The sequence below is a fragment of the Streptomyces glaucus genome, assembly GCF_039533365.1.
Taxonomy (GTDB): Bacteria; Actinomycetota; Actinomycetes; order Streptomycetales; family Streptomycetaceae; genus Streptomyces; species Streptomyces glaucus.
Genome location: NZ_BAAATK010000019.1, coordinates 85,350 through 108,246, shown reverse-complemented (window position 1 = coordinate 108,246; position 22,897 = coordinate 85,350). Strand labels below are relative to the sequence as shown.

Below are 22,897 nucleotides of genomic sequence, written 5' to 3'. Positions count from 1 at the left end.
CTCCCGCTCCCTTCACCCGCGGGGGTTTCCTGGGACGCCGTCTCGGCGCGTGTTCTCCCGCCCTCCGGGCCGGCCGGTCCAGGGGGCCGTCGCGGAGGGCTTCGGCACCTTGTACGCCATCGCTCGCGGGTAGTCGTGCCGGTGCAGACGGACGCGGACCAGCAGCGGTCCGGCGTTGACCGGGTCGGTCGGGTCGGTGAGGCGGGCCAGCAGGGCGTCCAGTTCGGAGGGGTGTTCGATGCTGACCCCGTTCGCCGGGGTCTTCTCCCCGGCGAAGACGGCCGCGAGGCGGTCGTGGTGCCACGGGTGGAGGACGTTGTAGGGGTCCGGGTCGGCGAAGCCCGGCTCGGCGTAGTAGGACGGGTGCACCAGCATCTGCTCGATGCCGTAGAAGTGCCCGTTGTCCAGGACGAACACCACCGACCGCAGCCCGAGCCGGGTGTGGGTGGAGATCTCCTGGCAGGTCTCCTGGAAGGCGCCGTCGCCGACGAACACCATCGGCCGGGTGTGTTCGCGCTCGGGGGCGAGCGCGACGCCGGTGGCCGCGCCGACCGACCAGCCGATGGACAGCCAGCTGATCTGTGACAGGAACCCGCCCGCGGGCAGGGACAGGTTCATCGAGCCGATGAGGGAGAACGCGGCATCGGAGACGACCGTCCAGTCCTGCCGGGTCTCGTGGCCCAGGAAGTGGTTGATCCGGTCGAACACGCCGTCGTAGGTGAGCCGTTCGGCGTGCCGGGACGGTGTGCCGGAGACGTGGAGCGAGGCGCGGTGGTGCGCCAGGCCGGCGGGGCGGTCCCCGGGCGCTCCGTGGTGGGCGTGGGCCTCGGCGTAGTAGTCGGCGGCCAGTCCCCCGGAGCCGTAGGCCTTCACCAGCGCGTCCTGGAGGGCGGGCAGCAGGTGGCCGAGCTGGACGTCGGGGAAGTAGGAGGTGCCGACGCTGACGCCGCCGTTCGCGGCCATCACCCAGTCGCCGCCGACGCACTGCTCGCCGCCGAGGTTCTTCGACGTGGACCAGGCGCCGAGCCCGATCCGGCAGGTGGCCCAGTCCTTGAAAATCCAGCGCACGTCCGGGTGGCTGGCGTGGCCGTTGTAGACGCCGTGGAACCGCGGCAGGTCCTCGTCGACGACGGCCTTGGCGCCGACGGTGGTGCAGAACGGCACTCCGGTGGCCTCCACCAGGTCGGTGAGCTGCCCGCCGAGGCGGAACCGGTCGATCTCCTCGCCGGCCCACACGATCGGGCGGGGCCTGCCGTCCGGGCCGGGGTGCTTCTCGACCAGGGTGAGGATCGCGTGCACGGCGTCGTTCAGCATGAGCCGGCTGCGTGCGCCGAACGGCCGCTCACGGCGGAGGACCGGCTTTTCCGGCGCGGCGCAGGGCTCGTCCCACAGGTCCTCCATGACCTCCAGGTAGACCGGCCGGCGCTCGGTCAGGCACGCGGTGAGCGCGGCGTCGATCTGGCCGGGGGCGAGGCCCGGGTTGGAGATGACCTGCGCGTCCACGGTGACCTGCCGGTAGACCTCCAGGTTGCTCTCGGGGCGGGGGCTCATGTGCGAGGTGAGCAGGCCGAGGGCGCGGTAGTTCTGCCACTGCTCGTAGGACGGGGAGGCGTTGACGGCGATCAGCGGGACCCGCTCGACGTAGGCGCCGCCGCAGGCGCCCAGCAGGTTGAACGCGCCGACGCTGTAGGTGACCGCGGCCGCGCCGACGCCGTGGAGGCGGGCGTAGGCGTCGGCGGCCTGGCCGGCGCCGCCCTCGGTGGGGGTGCCGACCCACTCGATGTCGCCCTCGGCCCGCAGGGTGGTCAGGAACGGCCCGAGGTGATTGCCGGGGACGCCGAACAGGTGGGTGATGCCCAGCTCGGCCAGGCGCAGGGCGAGATAGCGTGCGACCGTGCACTCGGGGGCGATCGCGGTCATGAGCGGTCCTCCTCGTCCGGGTCCGGGGCGGTGGCGGGCGGGGCCTGACGGGCGGCGACGAGGCCGGTGGTGCCGGCGCCGCCGAGGATCTTCTTGCGCGGGCGGCGGGCGGGGCCGAGACGGCCCGTGTCGATCGGGGTGTGGAGGCGGCCGGGTTCGAGGTCCTTGTCGTCCGGTCCGACGAGGAGGGGGTCACGAGCGGGCTCGGGACGCGTCCGCCGGCGCGCGCGGCTGACGGAGCCGTCCCGGGAGATGTCGGTCATAGCCCGCGATGGTAGATATAGAGAAACGATTCCCTGATTCTTCCGGAAAACAAAGTCCTGAAATAATCCATCGCACCGCTCGACGGAATTTCCGCTCGGCCCGATTTCCTTGCGGAGGCAGAAGTTCCACCTGGGGCGGGTGAGGGAAGGGAGCGGAGACGAAACAACGATCCACCCGCGGAATGTGGAAATTCTGTGCCTTGCGCGGTGGTGTTTCCGCCGGCCGGCCGGGGCCGAGAAGACGCGCCGGGGGTGATGTCCGTCCGGTCACCGCCGCCGCAGCCCCGTGGGACAGCGGGCCGGTCGCCTCGACCACCTGTCCGAGTCCGCTCCGCCGGCCGTGCGCCTCCGCCGGCGAGCGCGCCGAGCCGCGTTCAGCGGGATGACCGCACCGCTCCCGGCCGGCCGGGAGCCGGTGGCGGCACACCGCCCACCACACCCGCTGATCCCCGGCGGGAAGGCCCGAGCCCTTCCCGGCCACGGTGGTCAGTCCGCGTACACGACGACCAGGCACAGGGCGGCGAACAGCACGACGGACGCGCCGAGCAGCGTCAGTACCGCCGGGACCGCCGCCGTCAGCCGCTCCTCGCCCCTGCGCCGGCCCAGGCGGAACACCACGCGGGCCGGAACGAGCGGCAGCGCCAGGAGGACGAGGAGGAGCGCCGGCACCGAGAGCCGGCCGAACGCGGTGGTGCCGGTGCCGGTGGCCGGATGCCAGGCGGTCGTGCCGAAAACCACTGCCGGGCCGGCCAGCAGGACGAACGAGAGGAGCGACGCCACGGCGACGGTCAGTCCTTCGGTCAGCCGCTCGGCGCGCGTCCGCTCCCGGCGCGCCTGCGTCGTCCCGCCGTACTCCATGCCCGCTCCCCCAGGTGCCGCAGTTCGGTCTCGCCGGCGCTCCGGTCGAGCCGCTCGGCCCAGGACCGGCAGGACCACGGCGCCGGGGCCCCGGGCCGCGGACACGATGGTCCCATGGGTCCGCCGCCCCGTCGGCGTCCTCCACGCCGGTGCACGGCTCGGGTCCCGCCCGGCCGGAACCCGTTCCGCGGCCGGCCCCGCACCCGCCGGGCCATGCGTCCCGGCCGTCAGGAACGCCGTGCTGGAATTCCGCCGCCGGCCCTGCCGAGCGGACCGCCGCGTCGGCACCCGGCCGGGCGACGGGGAACAGCGACGGGCCGGACCGGTCCCCACCGTGCCGCAGCCGCCCTCGGCCCGTGAGGTCCTCCGGCGAGGCCGCCGCCCCATGCGCCGGGACCGCGACACGACGAAGTCCCGCCCCATGCGCCGGGACCGCGACACGACGAAGTCCCGCCCCGCGAGGCGGGACGGGACTTCGTGTTCGAGCGCCGGGCAGGCCTTGCACCTGCATCTCCCCGCAGGAAGCGGGGCGTCTTTCCTTGGACCACCAACGCGCGAGCCGCGACCGGGGACTCCGGCGACCAGCTCAAGATCAATATAGCACGGCTCGCCGAGGGGCCCGGTTTCTCCCCGCGGGAGAAGCCGGGCCCCTCGGCGAGCCCGACCGGTCCCTTGGACGCTGCGGGTGCCGGCCACGCCTGCGGGATCCGCCCCGGCACCGTCCACGCCTTCGCCGTGTCCGGCCCCGACGCCTTCGCCCCCTGCGCGCCGCGGGCCACCGGGACCGCCCGCTCCCCCTCCGCGGCCGCGCCCCGGCCGGCAGTCGACGCTCCGGCCCGGAAACCGAGGCGCCCGGCTCCGCAGCCCGTGGCTCGCACGTCGGCCGCGACACCGGCGCGGCGGCCGTGACCTGATGACCATGGCCGTGCGTCGCGAGCCGCGCCGGATCCACCGCGATCAGCACCGGCCGCTCGCGGTGGAACTCCGCCCGCGGGCCGGGCGGCACCGCGGCGGCCCTCACGGGGAGGGCGCGGCGCCCCCGGCCGGTCCGCCGTGCAGCACCCGGCCGGCGCTCGGCGGGAACGCGCCGAAGGCGCGCCCTGTGCCGAGCGCGCCGGCCCCGTACGTTCCCCGCAACCCCCGGATCGCCGCCCCCGTCGCCGCCCGCTCCGGGTGCCCGACGCCCCTCGCCGCTCACCCGCACGACCGGTCCGCGACCGCGAGCATCAAGCGACGCACCCTGACCAGGGGGCGGACGACCGCACGGCCACTCCGCCACGGCCATCGGCTGTGCCCCTAGGGTGTCGGCCGTGGACCTCGACACCGTCCGGACCTTCGTCGCCGCCGCCGACGCGGGGCAGTTCCAGGAGGCCGCCGCCGAGCTGGCGGTCACCCAGCAGGCCGTCTCCAAGCGGATCGCCGGCCTGGAGCGCAGCCTCGGCGTGCGGCTGTTCACCCGCACCGCGCGCGGCGCCGAGCTCACCATCGACGGGCAGGCCTTCCTGCCCCACGCGCGCGAGCTGCTGCGCGTCGCCGAGCGCGCGGTCGCCTCCGTGCGCGCCGGCCGCCGTCCGCTGCGCGTCGACGTGATCGCCTCGCGCGGCGCGGCGTCGGGCCTGATGCGCGGCTTCCACCACGCGCACCCCGGGATCGACCTCGACGTGGTGATGCTGCCCGGCATCGAGACGGCCGTCGCCGCCCTCCGGTCCGGTGCCATCGACGCGTCCTTCCGCGCCGTCGCCGCGCCCGGCCGGCCCTTTCCCGAGGACCTCGTCTCCGTGCGGGTGCTCGACGAGCCGCTCCAGCTCCTCACCGGCCCCGGCCACGCGCTGGCCGGGGCCCGGTCGGTGACCGTCGCTCAGCTCGCCGGGCACCGGATCTGGATGCCCGGCATCGTCCCCGGTACCGAGTGGGCCGCCTACTACGACGACCTCGTCGCCGAGTTCGGCCTCACCATCGAGGCGACCGGCCCCAACTTCGGCTCCGACGCGCTCCTCGACACCGTCGCCGACACCCCGGCCCTGGCCACCTTCATGGGCGCGCACACCCGCCTCGTCTGGCCCGCCGGCCACGGCCTGCGCCGCATCCCGGTGACCGACCCGACGCCCGTCTACCCGCACTCGCTCCTCTGGCACCGCGACAACCCCCACCCGGCGCTGGTCACCCTCCGCGCCCACCTCGCCGCCACGGCGGGCGGTCACGACGCCCCCGGGACCTGGACGCCGGACTGGGTGGTCCCGCGCTGAACGCCACCGCGTCCGCGAATCGCCGTGGCCGGATCGACGGACCGGGAGCCGCACGCGCGTCGTCGTCCCGCCCGGCCCGCACCTCCGCCGGCTGCCCGGCCGGCCGTTCCTCGAGTTCGCCCGGTTCCCGCGCCGCGCGGTGATCCGTTCCAGCGCCCCGGGACCCGTGCACCGGATCGTTTCGAGCCGGCCACAGCGCGCGGGAACCGTCGGGTCCGCACCGGCGGATCGCGCTGCTCGCCCGGAGGGGGACCTGGCGTTTTCGAAGGCCGCCAGGCCCCACGACACGCGGGGGGTGCGGGCGGCCGGGTTCGACGGCTGCGGCGTCGCGGACGGAGTCGGTGACCAGGCGACTGGGACCGGCGGCCTCCCCGACCCGGCCCTGGTCACCCGGAGGAGGCAGCGCGCCACGCCCGCACCGCGGGAGGCGCCGTCGAGAAACTGATCGACGACGGCTTCGGCCCCGGCCACGGCGGCCCCCCGGTCGTCCTGGCCGGGGGACCCGGCAAGAGCGCCGCCACTGCGGCCGCACCGCAGGCAGCCGACCGGATCGGGGAACTCCCGGGCGTCGTCCCCGTCTCCCCGCCCCGGCCGTCTCGTGGCTGCCGCGCTTCCTCCAGCGCGTCCCGCCCAGCGTCGACGTGGGGGCGAACGGCTCATGCGCCGCGCTGCCACCCCGCAGCCCCCGCGACACCAAGCGCCGCGGACCGTCCCCGCCCGGTACGACAGGCAGGCCAGCCGGACGGCCCCGGAGCCCCGGGCAGCGCGCCGGACGCCCTCTCGGGGCCGTCTTCGCCGTCGGCGGCGAAGGCGGGCGGGGGCGGTCCGTTCCGTACCCTGGCGGCATGCGTATGCGCCCCACCGTGAGCTGGACCCCTCCCGAGGACCTGCCGCCGGGCACCACGGACCTGGAGCCGGTCGCCGATGCGCTGAGCGCCGGCGGTGTGCTGGTGCTCAGCGGGGCGGGCCTGTCCACGGAGTCGGGCATCCCCGACTACCGGGGCGAGGGCGGGAGCCTGAGCCGGCACACCCCGATGACCTACCAGGAATTCACCGCCGACGCCCGGGCCCGGCGCCGGTACTGGGCGCGCAGCCATCTCGGCTGGCGCACCTTCGGCCGTGCCCGCCCCAACGCCGGGCACCGGGCCGTGGCCGCGTTCGGGCGGCACGGCCTGCTCTCGGGTGTGATCACCCAGAACGTCGACGGCCTGCACCAGGCCGCCGGCAGCGAGGACACCGTGGAGCTCCACGGAAGCCTGGCCCGGGTCGTCTGCCTGTCCTGCGGCGCCGTCAGCCCGCGCCGCGAACTCGCCCGGCGGCTGGAGGAGGCCAATGCGGGCTTCGAGCCGGTGGCCGCCGGAATCAACCCGGACGGTGACGCCGACCTCACCGACGAACAGGTCGGGGACTTCCATGTGGTGCCCTGCGCGCTCTGCGGCGGCATCCTCAAACCGGACGTGGTGTTCTTCGGCGAAACCGTTCCGCCGCACCGGGTCGAGCACTGCCGTCGGATGGTCCGTGAGGCGGCCTCGCTGCTGGTCCTGGGTTCCTCGCTGACGGTGATGTCCGGGCTCCGGTTCGTCCGGCAGGCGGCTCAGGCCGGCAAGCCGGTGCTGATCGTCAACCGGGACCCGACCCGGGGCGACCGGCACGCCGTCGCCCGGGTCGCCCTCCCCCTGGGAACGGCCCTCACCGCCGTGGCCGGCCGGCTGGGCGTCCCCGTCGACGGCCGGGCGACGGCCTGAGGCAGAGGGCGCCGGTGGCGGAACGCCACCGCTCCGGGAGGCCCGGGGGCGGCCGGGCGGGGGCCGGCCGCCTGTGCCGCGGCCGCCGAGCGGATGCCCGGCGCTCCGCCGGGTCCGGGGAGAGGCACTGCGCCACTGGACGCGCCGGCCGGATCCCCTGAGCAGCGGCGGGAAACCCCCACGAGGGGCGATCTTGGCTGGTATACGCTTCGCCTGACTTTTTCGAACAGTCCGGCGAATCCGTATCACCGGATACGTCCTGCCCGGGGGGGGCATTCCCATGACTTCGCAGTCCCGCGCGGTGCTCGGCATCGCGCTCACTCCCGTCCTCGCCCTGACGGCCGCGGTCCCGGCCACCGCCCACACCACCGCCGCGGCCGCCGGCGCCGCCCCGGCCGCGGTCGGGACGCGTGCGCCGGGCCCGTGGGGCGCCCGCACCCCGCACACCCCGGACTCCGCCTCGGGCGGGCTGAACGCCCTGGTGTCGGCCGGGAACGGCGCCCTCGTCTCCCTCACCGGCGGCGGGCTCTCCCGTTCCACCCGGATCCGGCCCGCCGGCAGCACCCGCTGGCTCGCCCCGCAGACCTGGCCGGACGCCGGCGGGTACAACACCGAGCTGGTCTCGCTCGGCGACGGCTCGGTGCGCCTGGTCTGGCGGGCCGAACGCCCCGACGACCACAACGACCACTGGCTGAAGGTGGCCACCCTCGCGCCCGGTGCGACCGCCTTCTCCGCACCCGAGTACGTCGCCGCGGTCCCCGAGACGGGCTACCACCACCTGGCGGCGGCCCCCGACGGCCGGCTGGTCGCCGTGTGGACGGTCTCCGGTGTCGTGACGGCCGCCGAGAAGACCGGCCCGCGGGCCGCGTGGACCGCTCCGGCCGGCCTCAACGAGCGGCCGCCGTCCGGCAGCCGGGACATCTCCCACATGGACCTGGCGATCGCCGAGGACGGCACCGCCCTGCTGGTGTGGCAGTGGCGGACGAGCAAGGCCGTCGTCGCCCTGGAGAAGGCTCCCGGCGCGACCGCCTGGACCGCGGTCCAGGACTTCCCGGTCCCGGACGTGGACCTGGCGCGCCCGAAGGTGTTCGCCGATCCGCGGGGCGGCTTCGACGTGTTCTACGACGACTCCGCGCACCTCATGCACACGCGCCGGCCCGCCGGCGCCACGCGGTGGAGCACCCCGCGGTCCGCCGCCGCCCACGGCAGCACGTACGGGATGACGGCGCCCGTCCACCTGCCCGACGGCGACCTCTTCGTCGCCGGCGGGCCCGGCTACTCGACCGGCCCCTGGTACGCGGTGCGTTCGGCGGCCACCGGCGTCTGGCAGCCGTACACGCAGCGCTTCTCCACGCACAAGAAGGTGCGCTCGGTCGACGCCGCCGCCACCTCGGGCGGCACGGTCACGGTGACGTGGCGGGAGGGCCACTCGTACGAGGAGTACGCGATGGCCGCCGTCTTCAAGGGCGGCACCTGGTCCGCCCCGCGGCGTCTGAGCGCGACGAGCGCCCGGTTCGCCGGGGTGCCCCAGGTGGCCGCCGACGCGCTCGGCCGGCCCGTCGTGCTGTGGGACGAGCACCGGCCGTCCGGGACGGACGGCGCCGTCCCGGACGGCGTCCACCAGGCCACCACCGGCAGCCGTGCGCTGCCCGAGTGGCGCGACCACACCGACGACGGCAGGGCCGACCTGTTCGGCCGGAACAGCAGCGGGCTGAAGGTGTACGCGGGCGACGCGACGAGACTGTCCGCGGGGCAGCGCGCGAGCAGCTGGCCGACGGGCGCCCTGGTGCTGCCGTTCGGCGACCTCGACGGCGACGGCTGCAACGACGTGTTCGTCCGCCTCCCGAAGGGCGAGGCCCGCGTCCATCCGACGGTCTGCGGCGGGCTGCCCGACCAGCAGTCGCTCCACGTCAGGGTCTCCTCGGACTGGAGCGGGTACGACGCGGTCGTCCCGCCCGGCGACGTGACGGGCGACGGCCGGGCCGACCTGCTGACCCGGTCCGCCTCGACCGGGAAGCTGTACGTGTACGCGCACAACGGCGCGGGCGGTTTCAAGACCCGCGCGCTCGCCGGGTCCGGCTTCGGCGGCTACAAGAGGCTGATCGCCGCCGGGGACCTCGACGGCGACGGCAGGAACGACCTGCTGGCCCTCGACGCGTCGAACGAGCTGTGGCGGTTCAGCGGGACCGGAACCGGCACCTTCAGGTCCCGGTCACTGGTCTTCGAGAACTGGGGCACCTCCTACAAGGACGTGGTCGGCGGCCTCGACCTGTCCGGGGACGGCCGGGCCGATCTGATCTCGCTCGACAAGGACGGCCGCGCCTGGCTGAACCGGGGCAACGGCCGGGGCGGCTTCGGCAACCGGTCGCAGGTCGGCAAGGCCACGGACTGGTCGGGCATCCGCATCTCCTGACGACACGGGGCAGAGGCCCCCTCGGGCGCCCTCGGGTCCACGCGGGTCCCGGGCCGGGGCCGCGTCCGGTCCCGGCGGGTCCGCCCGGGCCGCCCCGCCCGGCGTCCGTCCCGCGGCGGCAGGCCGCCGGGGCTTCCCGCCCGCCGGGCCGTGGCGTCACGGCCCGGCGGGCGGACGGGCGCGCTTGACCCTCTCCCCGCGGGAGGGTCCATGGTCGCGTTCATGAACAGCAACGATCTCGACGGTCGCACCGCGGTGGTGGCGGGCGGCAGCAAGGGAGCCGGTCTGGCCACGGTGCGCCGGCTCCAGGACGCGGGAGCACGGGTCGTCACCCTCGCCCGTACACCCGCGAAGCAGCCCGGCTCCCCGTTCGTGCAGGCCGATCTGGGTACCCCCGAGGGCGTCGCCGCGGCCGCCGGGGCGGTGGCGGAGCTGGTCGGCGCACCGGACATCCTGGTGCATGTCGTGGGCGGCTCCCACGCCCCGGCCGGCGGCTACGCGGTCCTCGACGACGGAGTGTGGGCGCAGGAGCTCGCGCTCAACCTGTTGTCCGCCGTCCGGCTGGACCGCGCACTGGTCCCGGCGATGGCGGCCCGGGGATCCGGCGCCGTGGTGCACGTGACGTCGATCCAGCGCCGGATGCCGCTGCACGACTCGACGCTGGCGTACGCCGCGGCCAAGAGCGCCCTGGCCACGTACAGCAAGGGGCTCGCGAACGAGCTCGCGCCGGCCGGTGTCCGGGTCAACTCGGTCGCCCCCGGCTTCATCCGCACCGACGGCGCCGAGCGCCTCCTCTCCCGCCGGATGAGCGAAGCCGGCGTCACCCGGGAGGCCGCGCTCGACGACCTCATGCGGGCCCTCGGCGGAATTCCGCTGGGCCGGCCCGCCGAGCCGGAGGAGGTGGCCGATGTGATCGCTTTCCTGGTCTCCGACCGGGCGAGCGCCGTCACCGGCGCCGAGTACGCGGTCGACGGCGGCACCGTCCGCGCGCTCTGAGCCCGTTCCCCCCTACCAGGACACAGGAGTTGCGAGCATGAAGGACGCAGAGGAGTTCGCCGAGGAGTACTTCGCCGCGGCGACGGACACCGATCGGGAGCGCTACTTCTGCCTCTTCGACGACGACGTCGTCGTGCACGACGACGGCCGGAGTCTGCGGGGGCTTGCGGCGGTGCGCCGCTGGCACGGCGAGGTCCCGCCCGTGCGGTACGACCTTCGCGAGGCCGCCGGCACCGCCACGGCGTGTCATGCCGTGGCGGTGGTCTCCGGTGACTTCCCCGGCAGCCCGGTCACCCTTCGCTTCACCTTCGAGCGCGACGCCCGGGGGAGGATCACCCTGCTCGGCATCGAGCCCGAGGCCTGAGACGGGCACCCGGATCCGGCCGTGGACCGGATCCGGGTGCCCCCGACGAGGAGGAGACCATGGCGGAGCGGCTGACCATCGGAGAGTTCTCCCGCATCACGCACCTGAGCGTCCGGGCACTGCGGCGCTACCACGAGCAGGACCTGCTCGTTCCCGCGGAGGTGGACCCCGCCACGGGCTACCGCTACTACTCGCCCGCGCAGGTCCGGCCGGCGCTGACCATCCGGCGGTTCCGGGACCTCGATCTCCCCCTGGCGGACCTGCGGAGCTTCCTGCGAGCGGAGTCCGCCGGCGGGGAGGCGGGGAACCGCGGCGCGGCGCAGGAGATCGTCGCAGCCCACCTCCGCCGGCTGGAGGACCGGCTCGGCCGGACCCAGCGGGCGGTCGAGGCGCTCCGGGAACTCCTCGACCCGGACGCCGCGCGGACGGTGAGCCTCGAGGTCCTGCCGGCTCAGCGCGTCCTCGCCGTGTCCCTCGACGTCCCGCCCGGGGCCGGCCTGGACTGGTACGACACCGCGATGGAAGAACTGGACGCGGCGGTCGGTCCGCGCCCCGTGCTCCCACCGGGCGGCCGCTACCAGCACACGCTCTTCACGGAGGGCCATGGCCGCGCCACCGTCTACCTCCCCGCCGAAATGCCGCTGCCCCCGGGCGCGTCGGCCACCGTGAGGGAGCTGCGACTGCCCGAGCGCAGGGCCGTCGTCACCACCCACACCGGCCCCCACGACGACCTCGACCTCGCCTACGCCGCCGTGGGCTCCTTCGCCGCCCGCAACGGCCTGGGCTCCCAGGATCTCGTCGAGGAGGTGTATCTCATCGGGCCGCGCGACACCGACCAGCCCGATCGCTGGCGCACTCTCGTCGCATGGCTGATCCCGCCCGGCACCGGCCGGCCGAGCACGTGAGGGACGCCGGCGACCGGTGTCGCCGCCGGGCCCGGCGGCCGCTCTCCTTGCGGAGATCACGGCCCTGGCAGGCCGGACGGTCCTTCCAGCGGTCCTTCCAGCGGCTCTTCCAGCCCTGCCCGGAAGCATGGCGCGTGCTGTCGCAGAGGCCGAGGAGGATGCCATGGGACGAGGGAAACGAGCCGTGAGCCGCCGCAGGGTGATCGGGGCGGCGGCTGCCGGGCTCGCCGGGGCGGGAGTGCCGGGTGCGGCCGGCGCCGCCGGCGGACGGGCGGCGGAGCGGGGCGGCCGGTACGCGGGGAAGACCGTGCTGATCACCGGCGCCACCTCCGGGATCGGGCGGGCCGCGGCCGTCGCGTTCGCCGCGGAAGGGGCACGTGTGGGGTTCTGCGGGCGGCGGGAGCGGCTGGGCCGGGCGGTGGAGGAGGAGATCCGCGCGGCGGGCGGCGAAGCGACGTACATCCGGGCGGATGTGCGCCGGCCCGATGAGGTGGAGGACTTCGTGAACCGGGTGGTGCGCACCTACGGAGGGCTTGACGTGGCGCTCAACAACGCGGGGATCCAGAAGCCGTTCACCGATGTGCACGAGGTGACGGTCCAGGAGTGGGACGACGTGGCGAGCACCAACATCCGGGGGATCTTCCTGGCGCTCAAGTACGAGATCCCGCACATGCGCGGACGGGGCGGCGGCGTGATCCTGGTGACCGGTTCGTCCAACCAGTTCGCCACCCGGCCCGGTCTCGGGTCCTACACGGCCGCCAAGAACGGCGTGAGCGGTCTGGTCCAGGCCGCCGCTCTGGAGAACGCGCCCCACAACATCCGTGTGGTCGCTCTCGCCCCGGGCATGACCGACACCCCGATGCTGGACGTCCACCGTCCGGACGGACTGACCGATGAGCAGTGGGCGCAGGAGAAGGCCCGGTTCGCGGCCCTGGGGGTCGACGGGTTCAAGCGCATGGCCCGGCCCGAGGAGATGGCGTCGGCGGCGCTGGCCCTCGCCTCGCCCGACTTCGCCTTCCAGACCGGCGCTTCGGTGCTGGTGGACGGCGGCCAGCTCGCCGGCCTGTGATCCGGGGGGCGCGCCCTGCGGACGGGCGGCGCCCCGGCCCGCGGGGGCAGATTCCCGAACCCACCGGCTGGTTTCCGGCGGGCCGTCGGCTCGAACGCCCTGTGCGCCGGGGCGGGTTGACCGACGGTTTCGTCCGGTCGTCAACAAGTTGACTTTGCCTCCCCCGCACTGTTGTCTTCCCTTGCACAGTCCGCGTTTCCCGGGGGGTCGTTCCATATGAACCGCATCAGCCGCTCCATAGCCTCCGCGCTCGTCGTGGGCGGCCTCGTCCTCGGCCTCGGCGCCTGTTCGGACATCACCGACGAGGCCGCCGAGCAGGTCGAGAACGAGGTGGTCGAGGAGGTCGACAAGCAGATCGACAAGGAGTACGAGGTCACCTACGAGGTGACCGGTGCGGAGGTCGACTCGATCGAGTTCAACGCGGGCGGTGGCGACGCGACCGACCCGAAGCTCGAGACGGTGAAGAACCCCACGCTGCCGTGGAAGAAGACGGTGAAGCTGCGGGGCATCGAGGCGCCGACCGTCATCCCGGTGGCCCTGGACGTCAGCGGCGGCTCCGGCGACCTCTCCTGCAGGATCGTCTACCAGGGGAAGGCCATAGCCGAGGAGTCCGACTCGGGCGTGGTGTCCGCCGCCGGCTGCGTCGCGGTCTCCCCGGTCGTCGGCTGAGCCCCTTCCCCGACGGGTGGGCCCGTCGGGGAGCCGCCCCGGCTCGGCACCTCACGGCGACAGGCGCCGCTTCGCTGCGCCGCCCGTCGCCGGCCGGTCTCCGGACGGCTGTGTCCGGGTGCTTCGCTCAAGGGAGCAGCGCCCGGAACCGCGGGCAGGGATTTCCCCCGCCGAGGCGCACCGCAGCGGACTCGTCGAGCGGCCGGCTCCGGCGGCGTTCCGTGTCCTGAGCGGTGTTTCGGCGGTGGCAGCGGCGGACGGCCGGGGGGCTGCCGGTGTGCGGCGCCTGCTCGGCGGTCCCCGGCAGCACGTCCGTGTTCTGTGGCTTTTTCCCTGCCCGGGGTAGACGACGATCACATCCGGACGTCGATCACCGAAGGAGACGCGTGGTGAACAAGGGCAAGCAGATCACCGGTGCGGCCCGCGAGGAACTCGCGCGGGAGATGCGGAAGCAGTACGAGAAGGGCCTGTCCATACGGGCCATCGCCGAAGCGCACGGACGCTCGTACGGGTTCGTCCACCGTGTGCTCACCGAGGCGGACGTCCCCCTGCGCAGCCGAGGCGGGGAGCGCCCGCACCGGCGGCTCGAAGAGGCCGGCGGCCGTTCGCAGCGGTGAGGACGGCCCGCCCCGCGGGGGAAATCGCCGGCTCCCCGGCAGGTCGTCCGGGCAGCCGGCGGCCCGGGTGGACGGCACGGTCGGTGGCGTGAGCGCTGCCGGAGCCGATCCCGAGCCCCCGTCCGGGCCCCGGCCCCCGTCCGGTCCGGGCGGGGGCCGGAACGGGTCCAGGGTCCCGGTCCGCCCGGTGCCCCTGCGCGCGGTGGCGGCGGGAGCGGCGAGCAGGACGCGGACGCGGACTCACCGGGTGGCGGGCGGGCGCGGGGGGCGTCTATACGATGTCGGCCCGGGAAACGGACGGCGGCGGAAGGGAGACGGGACGTGACGGATCAGCGGCGTCCCCGGCGGCGGGGGCAGGGTGAGCTGGAGGCGCTGGTCCTGTCGGCGCTCAGGGAGGCGGACGGCCCGGCGACGGCCGGCTGGGTGCAGGAGCGCCTGGGCGGCGGCCTCGCCTACACGACCGTGATCACCATCCTGACCCGGCTGCTGGCCAAGGGCGCGGTCACCCGGGAGCGGGCGGGCCGGTCCTTCGTCTGGACGCCCGCGTCGGACCAGGCGGGCCTGGCGGCGCACAGGATGCGCAGGCTGCTGGACGCCGAGAGCGACCGGGAGGCGGTGCTGGCCAGCTTCGTCACCGGCCTGGGGCCGGACGACGAGCGGCTGCTGCGGGAGCTGCTGGGCCAGTCCCGGGGCGAAGGGGACGACTGAACCTCATGGGGGTGTTCGTCTTTCTGCCGCTGGTGCTGCCTTTGACGGCGTGGCCGATCGCGCGCCTGGCCGAGCAGCATCTGCATCCGCGGACCGCGACCCGGCTGCTGACCGGGGTGGCCGCGGTGATGGCGGCCTGCAGCACGCTGTGCCTGGGCCTGGTGATGGTGGTCGGCACCGCCCAGCTGCCCGGCAACCCGCTGCCCGACGGCTGGTCGGACCCGGAGGTGCGCGAGGCGGTGCCGTACGACGAGGTCGTCGGCAAGGCGGCGATCCCCGCGCTGTGCGCGGTGCTGGTGGCGTGCGGCCGGACGCTGTGGCGACACCGGCGGGTGCACCGGCGCGCCCGCCGGGCGCTGGCCGGGCTGCGGGAGACGGCGGTGGCCGTCCTTCCGGACGACGCCCCTTACGCGTACGCGCTGCCGGGCGGCCGGCGGGACCGCGTGGTGGTGAGCACGGCCCTGCTGGACTGCCTCGAACCCGCCGAGCGCCGGGCGCTGTTCGCGCACGAGCGGGCCCACCTCGCCGCCCGCCATCACCGCTTCCTCCTCGCGGTCCGGCTGGCCGCGCGGGCCAATCCCTTCCTGCGGCCGCTGCGCACGGCGGTGTCGTACACCGCGGAGCGGTGGGCGGACGAGGACGCCGCCCAGGCGGTGGGCAGCCGCCGGACCGTGGCGCGCGCCATCGGCAAGGCGGCCCTGGCGTCCCGGAGCACTCCGGAGGCCGTCCTGGCCGGCTTCGCCGCGGCCGGACCGGTGCCGCGCCGGGTGGCGGCCCTGCTCGGGCCCGCTCCGGCGGCGCGTCGCTGGCCGCCGCTGTTCACCTCCGTGGGCGTGGCGGCGTGGGGCGCGGCGGCCGGAGCCGCCGTGTCGGCGATGTCGTCCGCGAACTCCGCCGTGACGATGGTCCTCATCCTGCGCGCGGCCACCCCCCTTTGACGCGGGCGGGGAACGGGCAGCCGCCCGGCGTGAGGAAGACGTCGGCCTCCGCCGCCCGTTCCCTCCCACGGACGTCCGTACGGCCCCGGCCTCCGTCCGCGCGTCGTTGCCGCTGCGGCCCGCCCCCGGAGGGTCCCTGTCCCGCACTTGCGCGGGGGCGGGATCCTCGCCGCGCGGGCTCCGGTCGCGGCGAGGATCCCGTCCCCCATTGTCTCTACAGGAACGTAGAGTTCAGTCGTTCGGCGGGCACGAAGCCGGGCATCCGAACACAGCGGACGACGCGACCGAGGCCGAGGAGTGAACATCAGTGGACGGTAGGGGAAGGCGGCGCGCTCCGGCCGGGGCCGGGAAGGTCCGGCTGACGCGGCGGGGGCGGATCCTGGTGTGGAGCGCGGGCGTGTGCGCGGCGCTCGTCCTCGGCGTCGCGGGCGTCGGCGCCTGGGTCTACCAGGACCTGGACGGCAACATCCAGGGCGCGGACGTCCACGACGGGCTCGGCGGCGACCGTCCGGTCAACCTCAGCCCCGGCTCGAAGAACATCCTGGTCGTCGGCTCGGACAGCCGCGACGGCGACAACGCGCGGTACGGCGGGGACCTGACCACCATGCAGTCGGACACGCTGATGGTCGTGCACGTCCCCGCCGACCGGAAGTGGGCCACGGTCGTGTCGTTCCCCCGTGACTCGTGGGTGGGGATACCGGCCTGCGACAAGGGCGACGGCACCACGTCCGAACCGCACCACTTCAAGATCAACCAGGCGTTCGCGATCGGCGGCACGGGGGGTGGGATCGCCGAGGCCGCCGCCTGCACCATCAAGACGATCGAGGCCAACACCGGCCTGCGCATCGACCACTTCGTGTCCCTCGACTTCCAGGGCTTCAAAGGCATGGTCGACGCCCTCGACGGCGTCGAGGTCTGCCCCGAGGAGGCCATCCACGACGACAAGGCCCGCCTGGACCTGGAGGCCGGCTGCCAGACCGTCAGGGGCGAGGACGCGCTCGGCTATGTGCGTGCCCGCTACAACGTCGGCAACGGCTCCGACACCGGACGCATCGGCCGCCAGCAGGAGTTCATGCAGGCCCTGGCCGAGAAAGCGCAGTCCAAGCTGGCCAGCCCGAACGCGCTGTACGGCTTCCTCGAGTCCGCGACCGAGTCCCTGACCACGGACAAGGACCTGGCCGGCATCAGGCCGCTGTACGGCCTCGCGTCCGACCTCAAGGGCGTCCCCCGCGACCGCCTGACGTTCCTCACCGTGCCGAACTACCCGCGGGAGGCCGACGTGCCCGCCGACAAGGCCAACGTCATGTGGCAGTACCCGCAGGCCGCCGACCTGTTCGCCGCTCTGGCCAAGGACGAGGAGGTCGACGCGGAGCGGCTCCGGGCGGACGCCGAGGACCCCGTGTACGCCTCCTCCGTACGCGTCCGGGTCCTCAACGGCACCGGTGTCCCGGGCCGCGCCGCCGCGGTCGCCGAGAAGCTGCGCGCGGCCGGATTCACCGTCGTCGGCACGGGCAACGCCCCGGAGACCGCCCGCACCACCACGGTCGGTCATCCGCAGGGCCTGAGGGAAGAGGCCGAGGTGCTCGCCTCCCGGCTGCCCGGGGTGCGCGCCAGGCAGGACACGGGCGCCGCCGCCGGTGTCGTGACCCTGGTGGTCGGGACCGACCTCGACCCCGAGGCCATCGGGTGAGGTGTGAGCCGGCCGGATCCGGGCCCGGTCGGGCGTCCGCCGCGCTTCCCCCGGCGCCGGCCGCATGGTCCCGGTGGCGGCGCTCGACCGCGAAGCCGTCGTAGGAGGTGAGTTGGCCGGCGTCGTTGCAGGTATAGGTGTGCTGGGCGTTGTCGCAGGCCGGAAGGGACGTGCCGGTGGAGCTTGCGGTGCGGTTGCCGGCCTTGTCGTAGCAGTAGGACCAGCCTGCCGTGGTGGAGCCGTTCCTGGTCTCGACGGCCTTGGTGAGGCGGCCGAGGGTGTCGTAGGTGTAGGCGTCGGAGCACACTCCCGTCGCCTGCGCCACCGCGCCGGCGGGGTTCCCGGCCTCCGTACCCGCGGCAGGAGCGGGAGCGCCCGTCGAGGGCGCGGGCCCCGTACCCGCGGCAGCCACACCTGTCCCCAGCAGCGACGAAGCGGCCCCCGCCACCGTCGCCGCAGCCGTCATACGCGCACGTCTCGCGTGCATCCCCCTCTGCCGAAGCGCGGCCACCAGGTATCCGACACGAGCAACCCGGGCGGCTCGCGCGGAACGAAGGCACATCAACCGATGCGCCTTCACATCTTCATCAATATGCGAGGCGGAGTGTCGCATTCCATGAATGAAACATGCTGAGCGACCGAGAGAGCGCAGAGTGACGTCACGGATTTACCGCTCGGTCACTCTCGTTTCAAGAGCAGGGACATGCATCAGGAGCCGCAACAAAGGTCAGCGACCCGGCGCCCTCGCATTCCTCATCACCCCCCTTCCGGTATGACAACTCGAACAGGCATGTCCGCATCAATCAGGGGCAGTGGGAGGGGCTTTCGCCCGGCCGAGCACACCGGCGCTCCCCGGACCGCCGGTGTCCAGCAGTTCCGCAGGACAGACCTGCCCGCCCGGCCTGCGACCGGCGCAAGCGGGCGGGCCTCCCCGATCCGCCCGGCCGTCTCGCCGACGCCGATCGAGCAGCCGCGGACCGTGTTCGGGTCGCCGAGCGAGCCGAGGAAGGCGTCCGCCGCCGTACGGACGGTCAGCGCCTTCCCGGCCGGCGGTCGCACCGCGGCGGGCACCGCTTCTCCCGCGCCGCGGACAACAGGACCGCTTCACGTGCGCCCGGAGAACGTCACCGAAGGCGAGGACCGGGCGCCCGCCCTCGACGCCCCGGCCGGGTCGCCTCTCCTCGCCCTTCCGCCTCGAGGCTGCGGGGCGTTCCGGCCCCCTCAGACATCTGTTTCCTTCTGTTGGAAACTCTCGTCTTTCGCGCACACGCACGCCTGTTGACGCGCTCGCAACAAGGGCTTTACTTTCCACAGAAAGCGCTTACCGAATACTGCGCCGCCATTCGGTCAGTACAGCCCACCACGCAAGCACCTTCTCCGCCATGCCCGGAAACAGTTGCAGAAAGGGCTATCCGTCATGCGATTATCCAGACGCCGTGCGTCCGGAGCCGGACTGATCGTCGCCGCGCTGGCCGTCTCCCTCCTGACCACCGCGCCCGCCGGCTCCGCTTCCGCATCCCCCTCCGCCTCCTCCCCTCCCCCTGCCTCCTCCCCTCCCGCTGTCCCGGCCGCGACCGCCGACGGTTTCGCCTCCGTCGACGCCCTGGGACAGAACGGCACCACCGGCGGCGCGGGCGGCGCGGTCGTCACGGCCACCACCACCGCGCAATTCCTCGGCCACATCTCCCGCCCCGAACCCCTGGTCGTGCAGGTCAGCGGTACGATCACGCTGCCCACCGGGTCCCGCGACGGCATGCACCCGGTCGCCTCGGACAAGACCATCGTCGGTCTGGGCAGCACCGCCCGGCTGACCGGCGGCGGCCTGAACATCGGCCTCCCGGCGAGCGACGGCGTCACCTCGCCGCCCCCGAACGCCGTGCACAACGTCATCATCCGCAACCTGTCGTTCGACGGGGCCACGGACGACCTCGTCAACATCCAGATGTTCTCGCACCACATCTGGATCGACCACAACGACTTCTCCGACGGCGACGACGGCGCCGTGGACATCAAGCGCGGCTCGGACTTCGTCACCGTGTCCTGGAACCGCTTCCACGACCACGACAAGACCCTGCTGCTCGGGCACGACGACGACAACGCCGCCCAGGACCGGGGACGGCTGCGCGTCACCTATCACCACAACCATTTCGACGCCTCCGACCAGCGCAACCCGCGGGTGCGGTTCGCCGAGCCGGTGCACGTCTACAACAACTACTACCGCGACAACAGTTACGGCGTGGCCTCCGCCATGGACGCCGGGGTGATGCTGGAGGGCAACTACTTCCACAGCGTCAACAACCCGGCCCGGGTGGACTTCAGCGGCGACCTCGGCCGCCTGGCCGCGCGCGACAACATCCTCGTCGAGTGCAACCACCCCGTCGAGACGCGGGGTTCGGTCGTCGAGCCGCGCACGTACTACGCCTACACCCCGCACCGGGCGGCCGAGGTCCCGGCCGTCGTCCCGGCCGGGGCCGGCGTCGGGAAGATCTGAGAGACGGAGACGACCATGCGGAACCTCCCCTCCCTCACCCGCCGCGGCCTGCTGGCGGGCACCGCCGCCACCGCGGCCCTCGCCGCCCTGCCGGCCGCCGGCGGGAGCAGCCTCGCGCGGGCCGCCGCGCCCGCCCCCGTACCGCGGGTCCGAGCCGCCGCGGCGGCGCAGAGCGCCGACGGCTTCGCGGGCGTCCCCGCGCTGGGCCTGTCCGGCACCACCGGCGGCGCCGGCGGCCCGGTGGTCACCGTCACCGACGCCGAGACGTTCCTGGACTACTGCGACCGCGACGAGCCCTACGTCATCCAGGTCCTCGGCACCCTGCGCATCAGCAGCAAGCAGGGCGTCCGCTCGAACAAGACCATCATCGGGCTGGGCGGCGACGCGGAGATCACCGGCGGCGGCCTGGACATGTACCGCAGACAGAACGTGATCATCCGGAACCTGCGGTTCACCGGTGCCGACGACGACTCCCTCAGCATCCAGCAGTCCTCGCACCACATCTGGATCGACCACTGCACCTTCAGCGCGGGCGCGGACGGCCTGATCGACATCGTGCGCGGCGCGGACTACGTCACCGTCTCCTGGAACCACTTCCACGACCACAGCAAGACCATGCTGATCGGCCACTCGGACGCCAACGGCAGCCAGGACCGGGGCAAGCTGCGGGTCACCTTCCACCACAACTTCTTCGACGGCACCGACCAGCGCCACCCGCGCGTCCGGTTCGCCGAGCCGGTGCACGTCTACAACAACTACTACCGGAACAACCGGCTCTACGGTGTGGCCTCGACCGAGGACGCGGGCGTCCTGGTGGAGGGCAACTACTTCGAGAACGTCGCCCACCCGATCCACTCCGGCTACGACGAGAGCGGTCCGGGCCGGGTGGTGGAGCGGAACAACCTCTACGTCGGCTCCGGGACGCCCCGGACGCTGGGCACGGTGATCGAGCCGCGCACCTACTACGCCTACACCCTCGACGCCCCCTCGACCGTCCCCGCCACCGTCCCGGCCGGCGCCGGCGTCGGCAGAATCGCCTGAACCCAGGAGGCACACGATGCACCGCAAAGGCACGCTCCTGCTCACGGCCCTGGCCGCGCTGGCCGCCACGGCCGCCGCTCCCTCCCCCGCTCCCACGGCCCCTGCCGTACTGGCGGAACCGGCGCCCACCGGGTTCGCGAGCGTCGACGCGTGGGGACAGAACGGCACCACCGGCGGCGCGGGCGGTCCGACCGTGACGGTCTCCACCGCCGCCGACCTGATCGCCGCCGTCAGGGCCGAGGGCCCCAGGATCGTCCACGTCAACGGCATGATCACGCTGCCCGCCGGGATGTACGACGTCAGCTCCGACAAGACGATCGTCGGTGTCGGCGCGAGTTCCGGGATCTCCGGCGGCGGCCTGAACATCGGCCTGCCGGCGAGCGACGGCGTCACCTCGCCGCCCCCGAACGCCGTGCACAACGTCATCGTCCGGAACCTGACGTTCAAGAACGCCAGCGACGACTCCATCAACATCCAGATGTTCTCGCACCACATCTGGATCGACCACAACGACCTGTCCGCCGGTTACGACGGGCTGATCGACATCAAGCGGGGCTCCAGCTACATCACCGTCTCCTGGAACCACACCCACCACCACACCAAGAACATGCTGCTGGGCCACTCCGACAAGAACGGCGCCCAGGACACCGGCCGGCTGAAGGTGACCTACCACCACAACTGGTACGACCGCACCCCGCAGCGCAATCCGCGCACCCGCTTCGGCGACCCGGTCCACATCTACAACAACTACTTCCTCGACAACAGCGACACCGGCCCGGCCTGCAACGCGGACTCGGGCTGCTTCGTCGAGGGCAACTACTTCGACGACGTCGAGGAGCCCATGACCAACAGCTACTCGGGGCCGGAAGGCGGCGTGTTCGAACGGAACAACGTCTTCGTCGGTGACACCGGCGAACCGGTCACGGGCGGCAGCGTCGAGGATCCGGCGGACTACTACGACTACACCGTCGACGACCCGCGGACCGTCAAGGACACCGTGACGCGGGGCGCGGGTCCGGGCACCATCGGCCTCTGAGGCCCCCGCCGCAACGCCGTTCGGAGGCGGTGCCGGCGGACCGGCAGTCGGGCCCGGGAAACACCTCGTGGATGCCGCCCGCGGACCTCCCGGCGGATCCGCGGGCGGGCGGACCGGCGCGGCAGCGTGACCGCCCGCCGGGCCGCCCACCGCTCGGTGCCCCGGCCGATGTCCCGGCCGGGGCCGTGGCGGGCGGCCCCGGGCGCGGCGCCGTCACAGGCCCGCGTGCTCCAGCAGCAGCCCCAGATCGTCGTCCTTCACCCGGGTGACCCCTTGCGGGTGCCGGTTGGACAGGGCGTGCAGCGGGACGGGGTCGCGGTGCAGCCGGCGGGTCGCCGCCGGATCCAGCGTCGCCGTGAACCGCCACGGCTGGCGAGGGCTTCCGGTCACCTCGTACGGCTCGCCCTCGATCTCGGCCACCGCGGCGACCTCCCGCACCGGCGCGGAGAAGTAGATCCACAGGCGGTCGCCGGGGGCCATGCGCCGCCGCCTGGACAGGCACCACTCCCGGCGGGGCGCGGTCTCGGCGAGTTCCAGCATGCGGTCCTTGGCGAAGGAGCCGCCGTCCGGGGCGGTGTCTGCGGGTTTCACGATGAACAACCAGTCCACGGGTGCTCCTCGGCTCGTGCGTACGCGGACCCGTACCGTGCCGGCACAGGTCCCTGTGTGCTGCCCGGTGGACGAGCCGCCATGCCCGGCCGCGCGCACGCGCCGCGCACCGGATCCAGGACGGCGGTGGCCGGCGGCAGCGCCCAAAGGACCGCTCGCCGGGAAGGCGGTGACCGGACGGGGCGGAGGCGGTGGCGCCCCGTCGGGCTCCCGGCCCCCCGGGCACGGACGAGGGGCCGGACCCGGCGCGCTTCCCGCAGGCGGCCACGGCGTGGCCCGGCGCGGAAGGCACCGGCCGCGCAGGGCGGCCGGCGGGAGC

19 protein-coding genes are annotated in these 22,897 nt (G+C 74.0%); 15 read left to right on the top strand and 4 right to left on the bottom strand.

Features of this window, described 5'->3' with window-relative positions:
- Positions 1-12: 12 nt before the first annotated feature.
- The 3 genes from ABD363_RS16590 to ABD363_RS16580 all read right to left on the bottom strand — a co-directional run bounded on the left by ABD363_RS16590 (position 13) and on the right by ABD363_RS16580 (position 3,041).
- The gene (locus ABD363_RS16590; protein ID WP_344604134.1) at positions 13-1,920 is read right to left on the bottom strand and encodes a thiamine pyrophosphate-binding protein; all 1,908 of its coding nucleotides are present in this window, start codon (positions 1,918-1,920) and stop codon (positions 13-15) included.
- Positions 1,917-2,183 (bottom strand): hypothetical protein, encoded by a 267-nt coding sequence (locus tag ABD363_RS16585; RefSeq protein ID WP_344604132.1) that lies wholly within the window; start codon positions 2,181-2,183, stop codon positions 1,917-1,919. Before ABD363_RS16585 ends, ABD363_RS16590 begins: the two co-directional genes overlap by 4 nt.
- A gap of 486 nt (positions 2,184-2,669) precedes the next feature.
- Positions 2,670-3,041 carry a hypothetical protein gene (locus ABD363_RS16580; RefSeq protein WP_344604130.1) on the bottom strand — a complete coding sequence of 124 codons (372 nt, stop codon included), beginning with the start codon at positions 3,039-3,041 and terminating at the stop codon, positions 2,670-2,672.
- A 1,310-nt stretch (positions 3,042-4,351) separates the two neighbouring features.
- Here ABD363_RS16580 and ABD363_RS16575 point away from each other — a divergent pair.
- From ABD363_RS16575 to ABD363_RS16505, 15 genes are all read left to right on the top strand, one after another.
- Positions 4,352-5,287: a LysR family transcriptional regulator gene (locus ABD363_RS16575; protein WP_344604128.1), complete on the top strand. Its 936-nt coding sequence runs from the start codon at positions 4,352-4,354 to the stop codon at positions 5,285-5,287.
- Positions 5,288-6,132: 845 nt separating this feature from the next.
- Positions 6,133-7,032 carry an NAD-dependent protein deacetylase gene (locus ABD363_RS16570; RefSeq protein WP_344604126.1) on the top strand — a complete coding sequence of 300 codons (900 nt, stop codon included), beginning with the start codon at positions 6,133-6,135 and terminating at the stop codon, positions 7,030-7,032.
- 280 nt (positions 7,033-7,312) lie between these two features.
- A complete protein-coding gene (locus ABD363_RS16565) occupies positions 7,313-9,445 on the top strand; it encodes an FG-GAP repeat domain-containing protein (RefSeq protein WP_344604124.1) in 2,133 nt (710 codons plus the stop codon).
- A gap of 222 nt (positions 9,446-9,667) precedes the next feature.
- Complete coding sequence (locus ABD363_RS16560; RefSeq protein WP_344604122.1) at positions 9,668-10,441, top strand: SDR family oxidoreductase; 774 nt, start codon at positions 9,668-9,670, stop codon at positions 10,439-10,441.
- A 37-nt stretch (positions 10,442-10,478) separates the two neighbouring features.
- Positions 10,479-10,805 (top strand): nuclear transport factor 2 family protein, encoded by a 327-nt coding sequence (locus ABD363_RS16555; protein ID WP_344604120.1) that lies wholly within the window; start codon positions 10,479-10,481, stop codon positions 10,803-10,805.
- 59 nt (positions 10,806-10,864) lie between these two features.
- Positions 10,865-11,710, top strand: coding sequence for a MerR family transcriptional regulator (locus ABD363_RS16550; RefSeq protein ID WP_344604118.1), 846 nt, complete (start codon positions 10,865-10,867; stop codon positions 11,708-11,710).
- 184 nt (positions 11,711-11,894) lie between these two features.
- On the top strand, positions 11,895-12,779 hold the full coding sequence (locus tag ABD363_RS16545) for an SDR family NAD(P)-dependent oxidoreductase (RefSeq protein WP_344604116.1): 885 nt from the start codon (positions 11,895-11,897) through the stop codon (positions 12,777-12,779).
- A 216-nt stretch (positions 12,780-12,995) separates the two neighbouring features.
- On the top strand, positions 12,996-13,448 hold the full coding sequence (locus ABD363_RS16540) for an MmpS family transport accessory protein (protein WP_344604114.1): 453 nt from the start codon (positions 12,996-12,998) through the stop codon (positions 13,446-13,448).
- Between the two features lie 389 nt (positions 13,449-13,837).
- Positions 13,838-14,065, top strand: coding sequence for a helix-turn-helix domain-containing protein (locus ABD363_RS16535; protein ID WP_344604112.1), 228 nt, complete (start codon positions 13,838-13,840; stop codon positions 14,063-14,065).
- 321 nt (positions 14,066-14,386) lie between these two features.
- Positions 14,387-14,773, top strand: a complete 387-nt coding sequence (locus tag ABD363_RS16530) for a BlaI/MecI/CopY family transcriptional regulator (RefSeq protein WP_344604110.1) — start codon at positions 14,387-14,389, stop codon at positions 14,771-14,773.
- A gap of 5 nt (positions 14,774-14,778) precedes the next feature.
- Positions 14,779-15,711: a M56 family metallopeptidase gene (locus ABD363_RS16525; protein ID WP_344604108.1), complete on the top strand. Its 933-nt coding sequence runs from the start codon at positions 14,779-14,781 to the stop codon at positions 15,709-15,711.
- Between the two features lie 307 nt (positions 15,712-16,018).
- Positions 16,019-17,401 carry an LCP family protein gene (locus ABD363_RS16520; protein WP_425577992.1) on the top strand — a complete coding sequence of 461 codons (1,383 nt, stop codon included), beginning with the start codon at positions 16,019-16,021 and terminating at the stop codon, positions 17,399-17,401.
- A gap of 1,417 nt (positions 17,402-18,818) precedes the next feature.
- Entirely contained in the window at positions 18,819-19,892 is a 1,074-nt protein-coding gene (locus ABD363_RS16515; protein ID WP_344604106.1) for a pectate lyase family protein, read from the top strand.
- Positions 19,893-19,907: 15 nt separating this feature from the next.
- Positions 19,908-20,933 (top strand): pectate lyase family protein, encoded by a 1,026-nt coding sequence (locus ABD363_RS16510; protein ID WP_344604104.1) that lies wholly within the window; start codon positions 19,908-19,910, stop codon positions 20,931-20,933.
- A gap of 16 nt (positions 20,934-20,949) precedes the next feature.
- Entirely contained in the window at positions 20,950-21,969 is a 1,020-nt protein-coding gene (locus ABD363_RS16505) for a pectate lyase family protein (RefSeq protein WP_344604102.1), read from the top strand.
- A gap of 213 nt (positions 21,970-22,182) precedes the next feature.
- Here ABD363_RS16505 and ABD363_RS16500 read toward each other — a convergent pair whose 3' ends face one another.
- On the bottom strand, positions 22,183-22,578 hold the full coding sequence (locus ABD363_RS16500) for an EVE domain-containing protein (protein ID WP_344604101.1): 396 nt from the start codon (positions 22,576-22,578) through the stop codon (positions 22,183-22,185).
- Positions 22,579-22,897 lie beyond the last annotated feature (319 nt).

Bases quoted from the DNA above. Each gene is read 5' to 3' on its own strand.
- ABD363_RS16560 (WP_344604122.1), top strand. From the start codon at position 9,668: ATGAACAGCAACGATCTCGACGGTCGCACCGCGGTGGTGGCGGGCGGC.
- ABD363_RS16580 (WP_344604130.1), bottom strand. From the start codon at position 3,041: ATGGAGTACGGCGGGACGACGCAGGCGCGCCGGGAGCGGACGCGCGCC.
- ABD363_RS16550 (WP_344604118.1), top strand. From the start codon at position 10,865: ATGGCGGAGCGGCTGACCATCGGAGAGTTCTCCCGCATCACGCACCTG.
- ABD363_RS16540 (WP_344604114.1), top strand. From the start codon at position 12,996: ATGAACCGCATCAGCCGCTCCATAGCCTCCGCGCTCGTCGTGGGCGGC.
- ABD363_RS16590 (WP_344604134.1), bottom strand. From the start codon at position 1,920: ATGACCGCGATCGCCCCCGAGTGCACGGTCGCACGCTATCTCGCCCTG.
- ABD363_RS16570 (WP_344604126.1), top strand. From the start codon at position 6,133: ATGCGTATGCGCCCCACCGTGAGCTGGACCCCTCCCGAGGACCTGCCG.
- ABD363_RS16525 (WP_344604108.1), top strand. From the start codon at position 14,779: ATGGGGGTGTTCGTCTTTCTGCCGCTGGTGCTGCCTTTGACGGCGTGG.
- ABD363_RS16510 (WP_344604104.1), top strand. From the start codon at position 19,908: ATGCGGAACCTCCCCTCCCTCACCCGCCGCGGCCTGCTGGCGGGCACC.
- ABD363_RS16585 (WP_344604132.1), bottom strand. From the start codon at position 2,183: ATGACCGACATCTCCCGGGACGGCTCCGTCAGCCGCGCGCGCCGGCGG.
- ABD363_RS16555 (WP_344604120.1), top strand. From the start codon at position 10,479: ATGAAGGACGCAGAGGAGTTCGCCGAGGAGTACTTCGCCGCGGCGACG.
- ABD363_RS16505 (WP_344604102.1), top strand. From the start codon at position 20,950: ATGCACCGCAAAGGCACGCTCCTGCTCACGGCCCTGGCCGCGCTGGCC.
- ABD363_RS16515 (WP_344604106.1), top strand. From the start codon at position 18,819: ATGCGATTATCCAGACGCCGTGCGTCCGGAGCCGGACTGATCGTCGCC.
- ABD363_RS16565 (WP_344604124.1), top strand. From the start codon at position 7,313: ATGACTTCGCAGTCCCGCGCGGTGCTCGGCATCGCGCTCACTCCCGTC.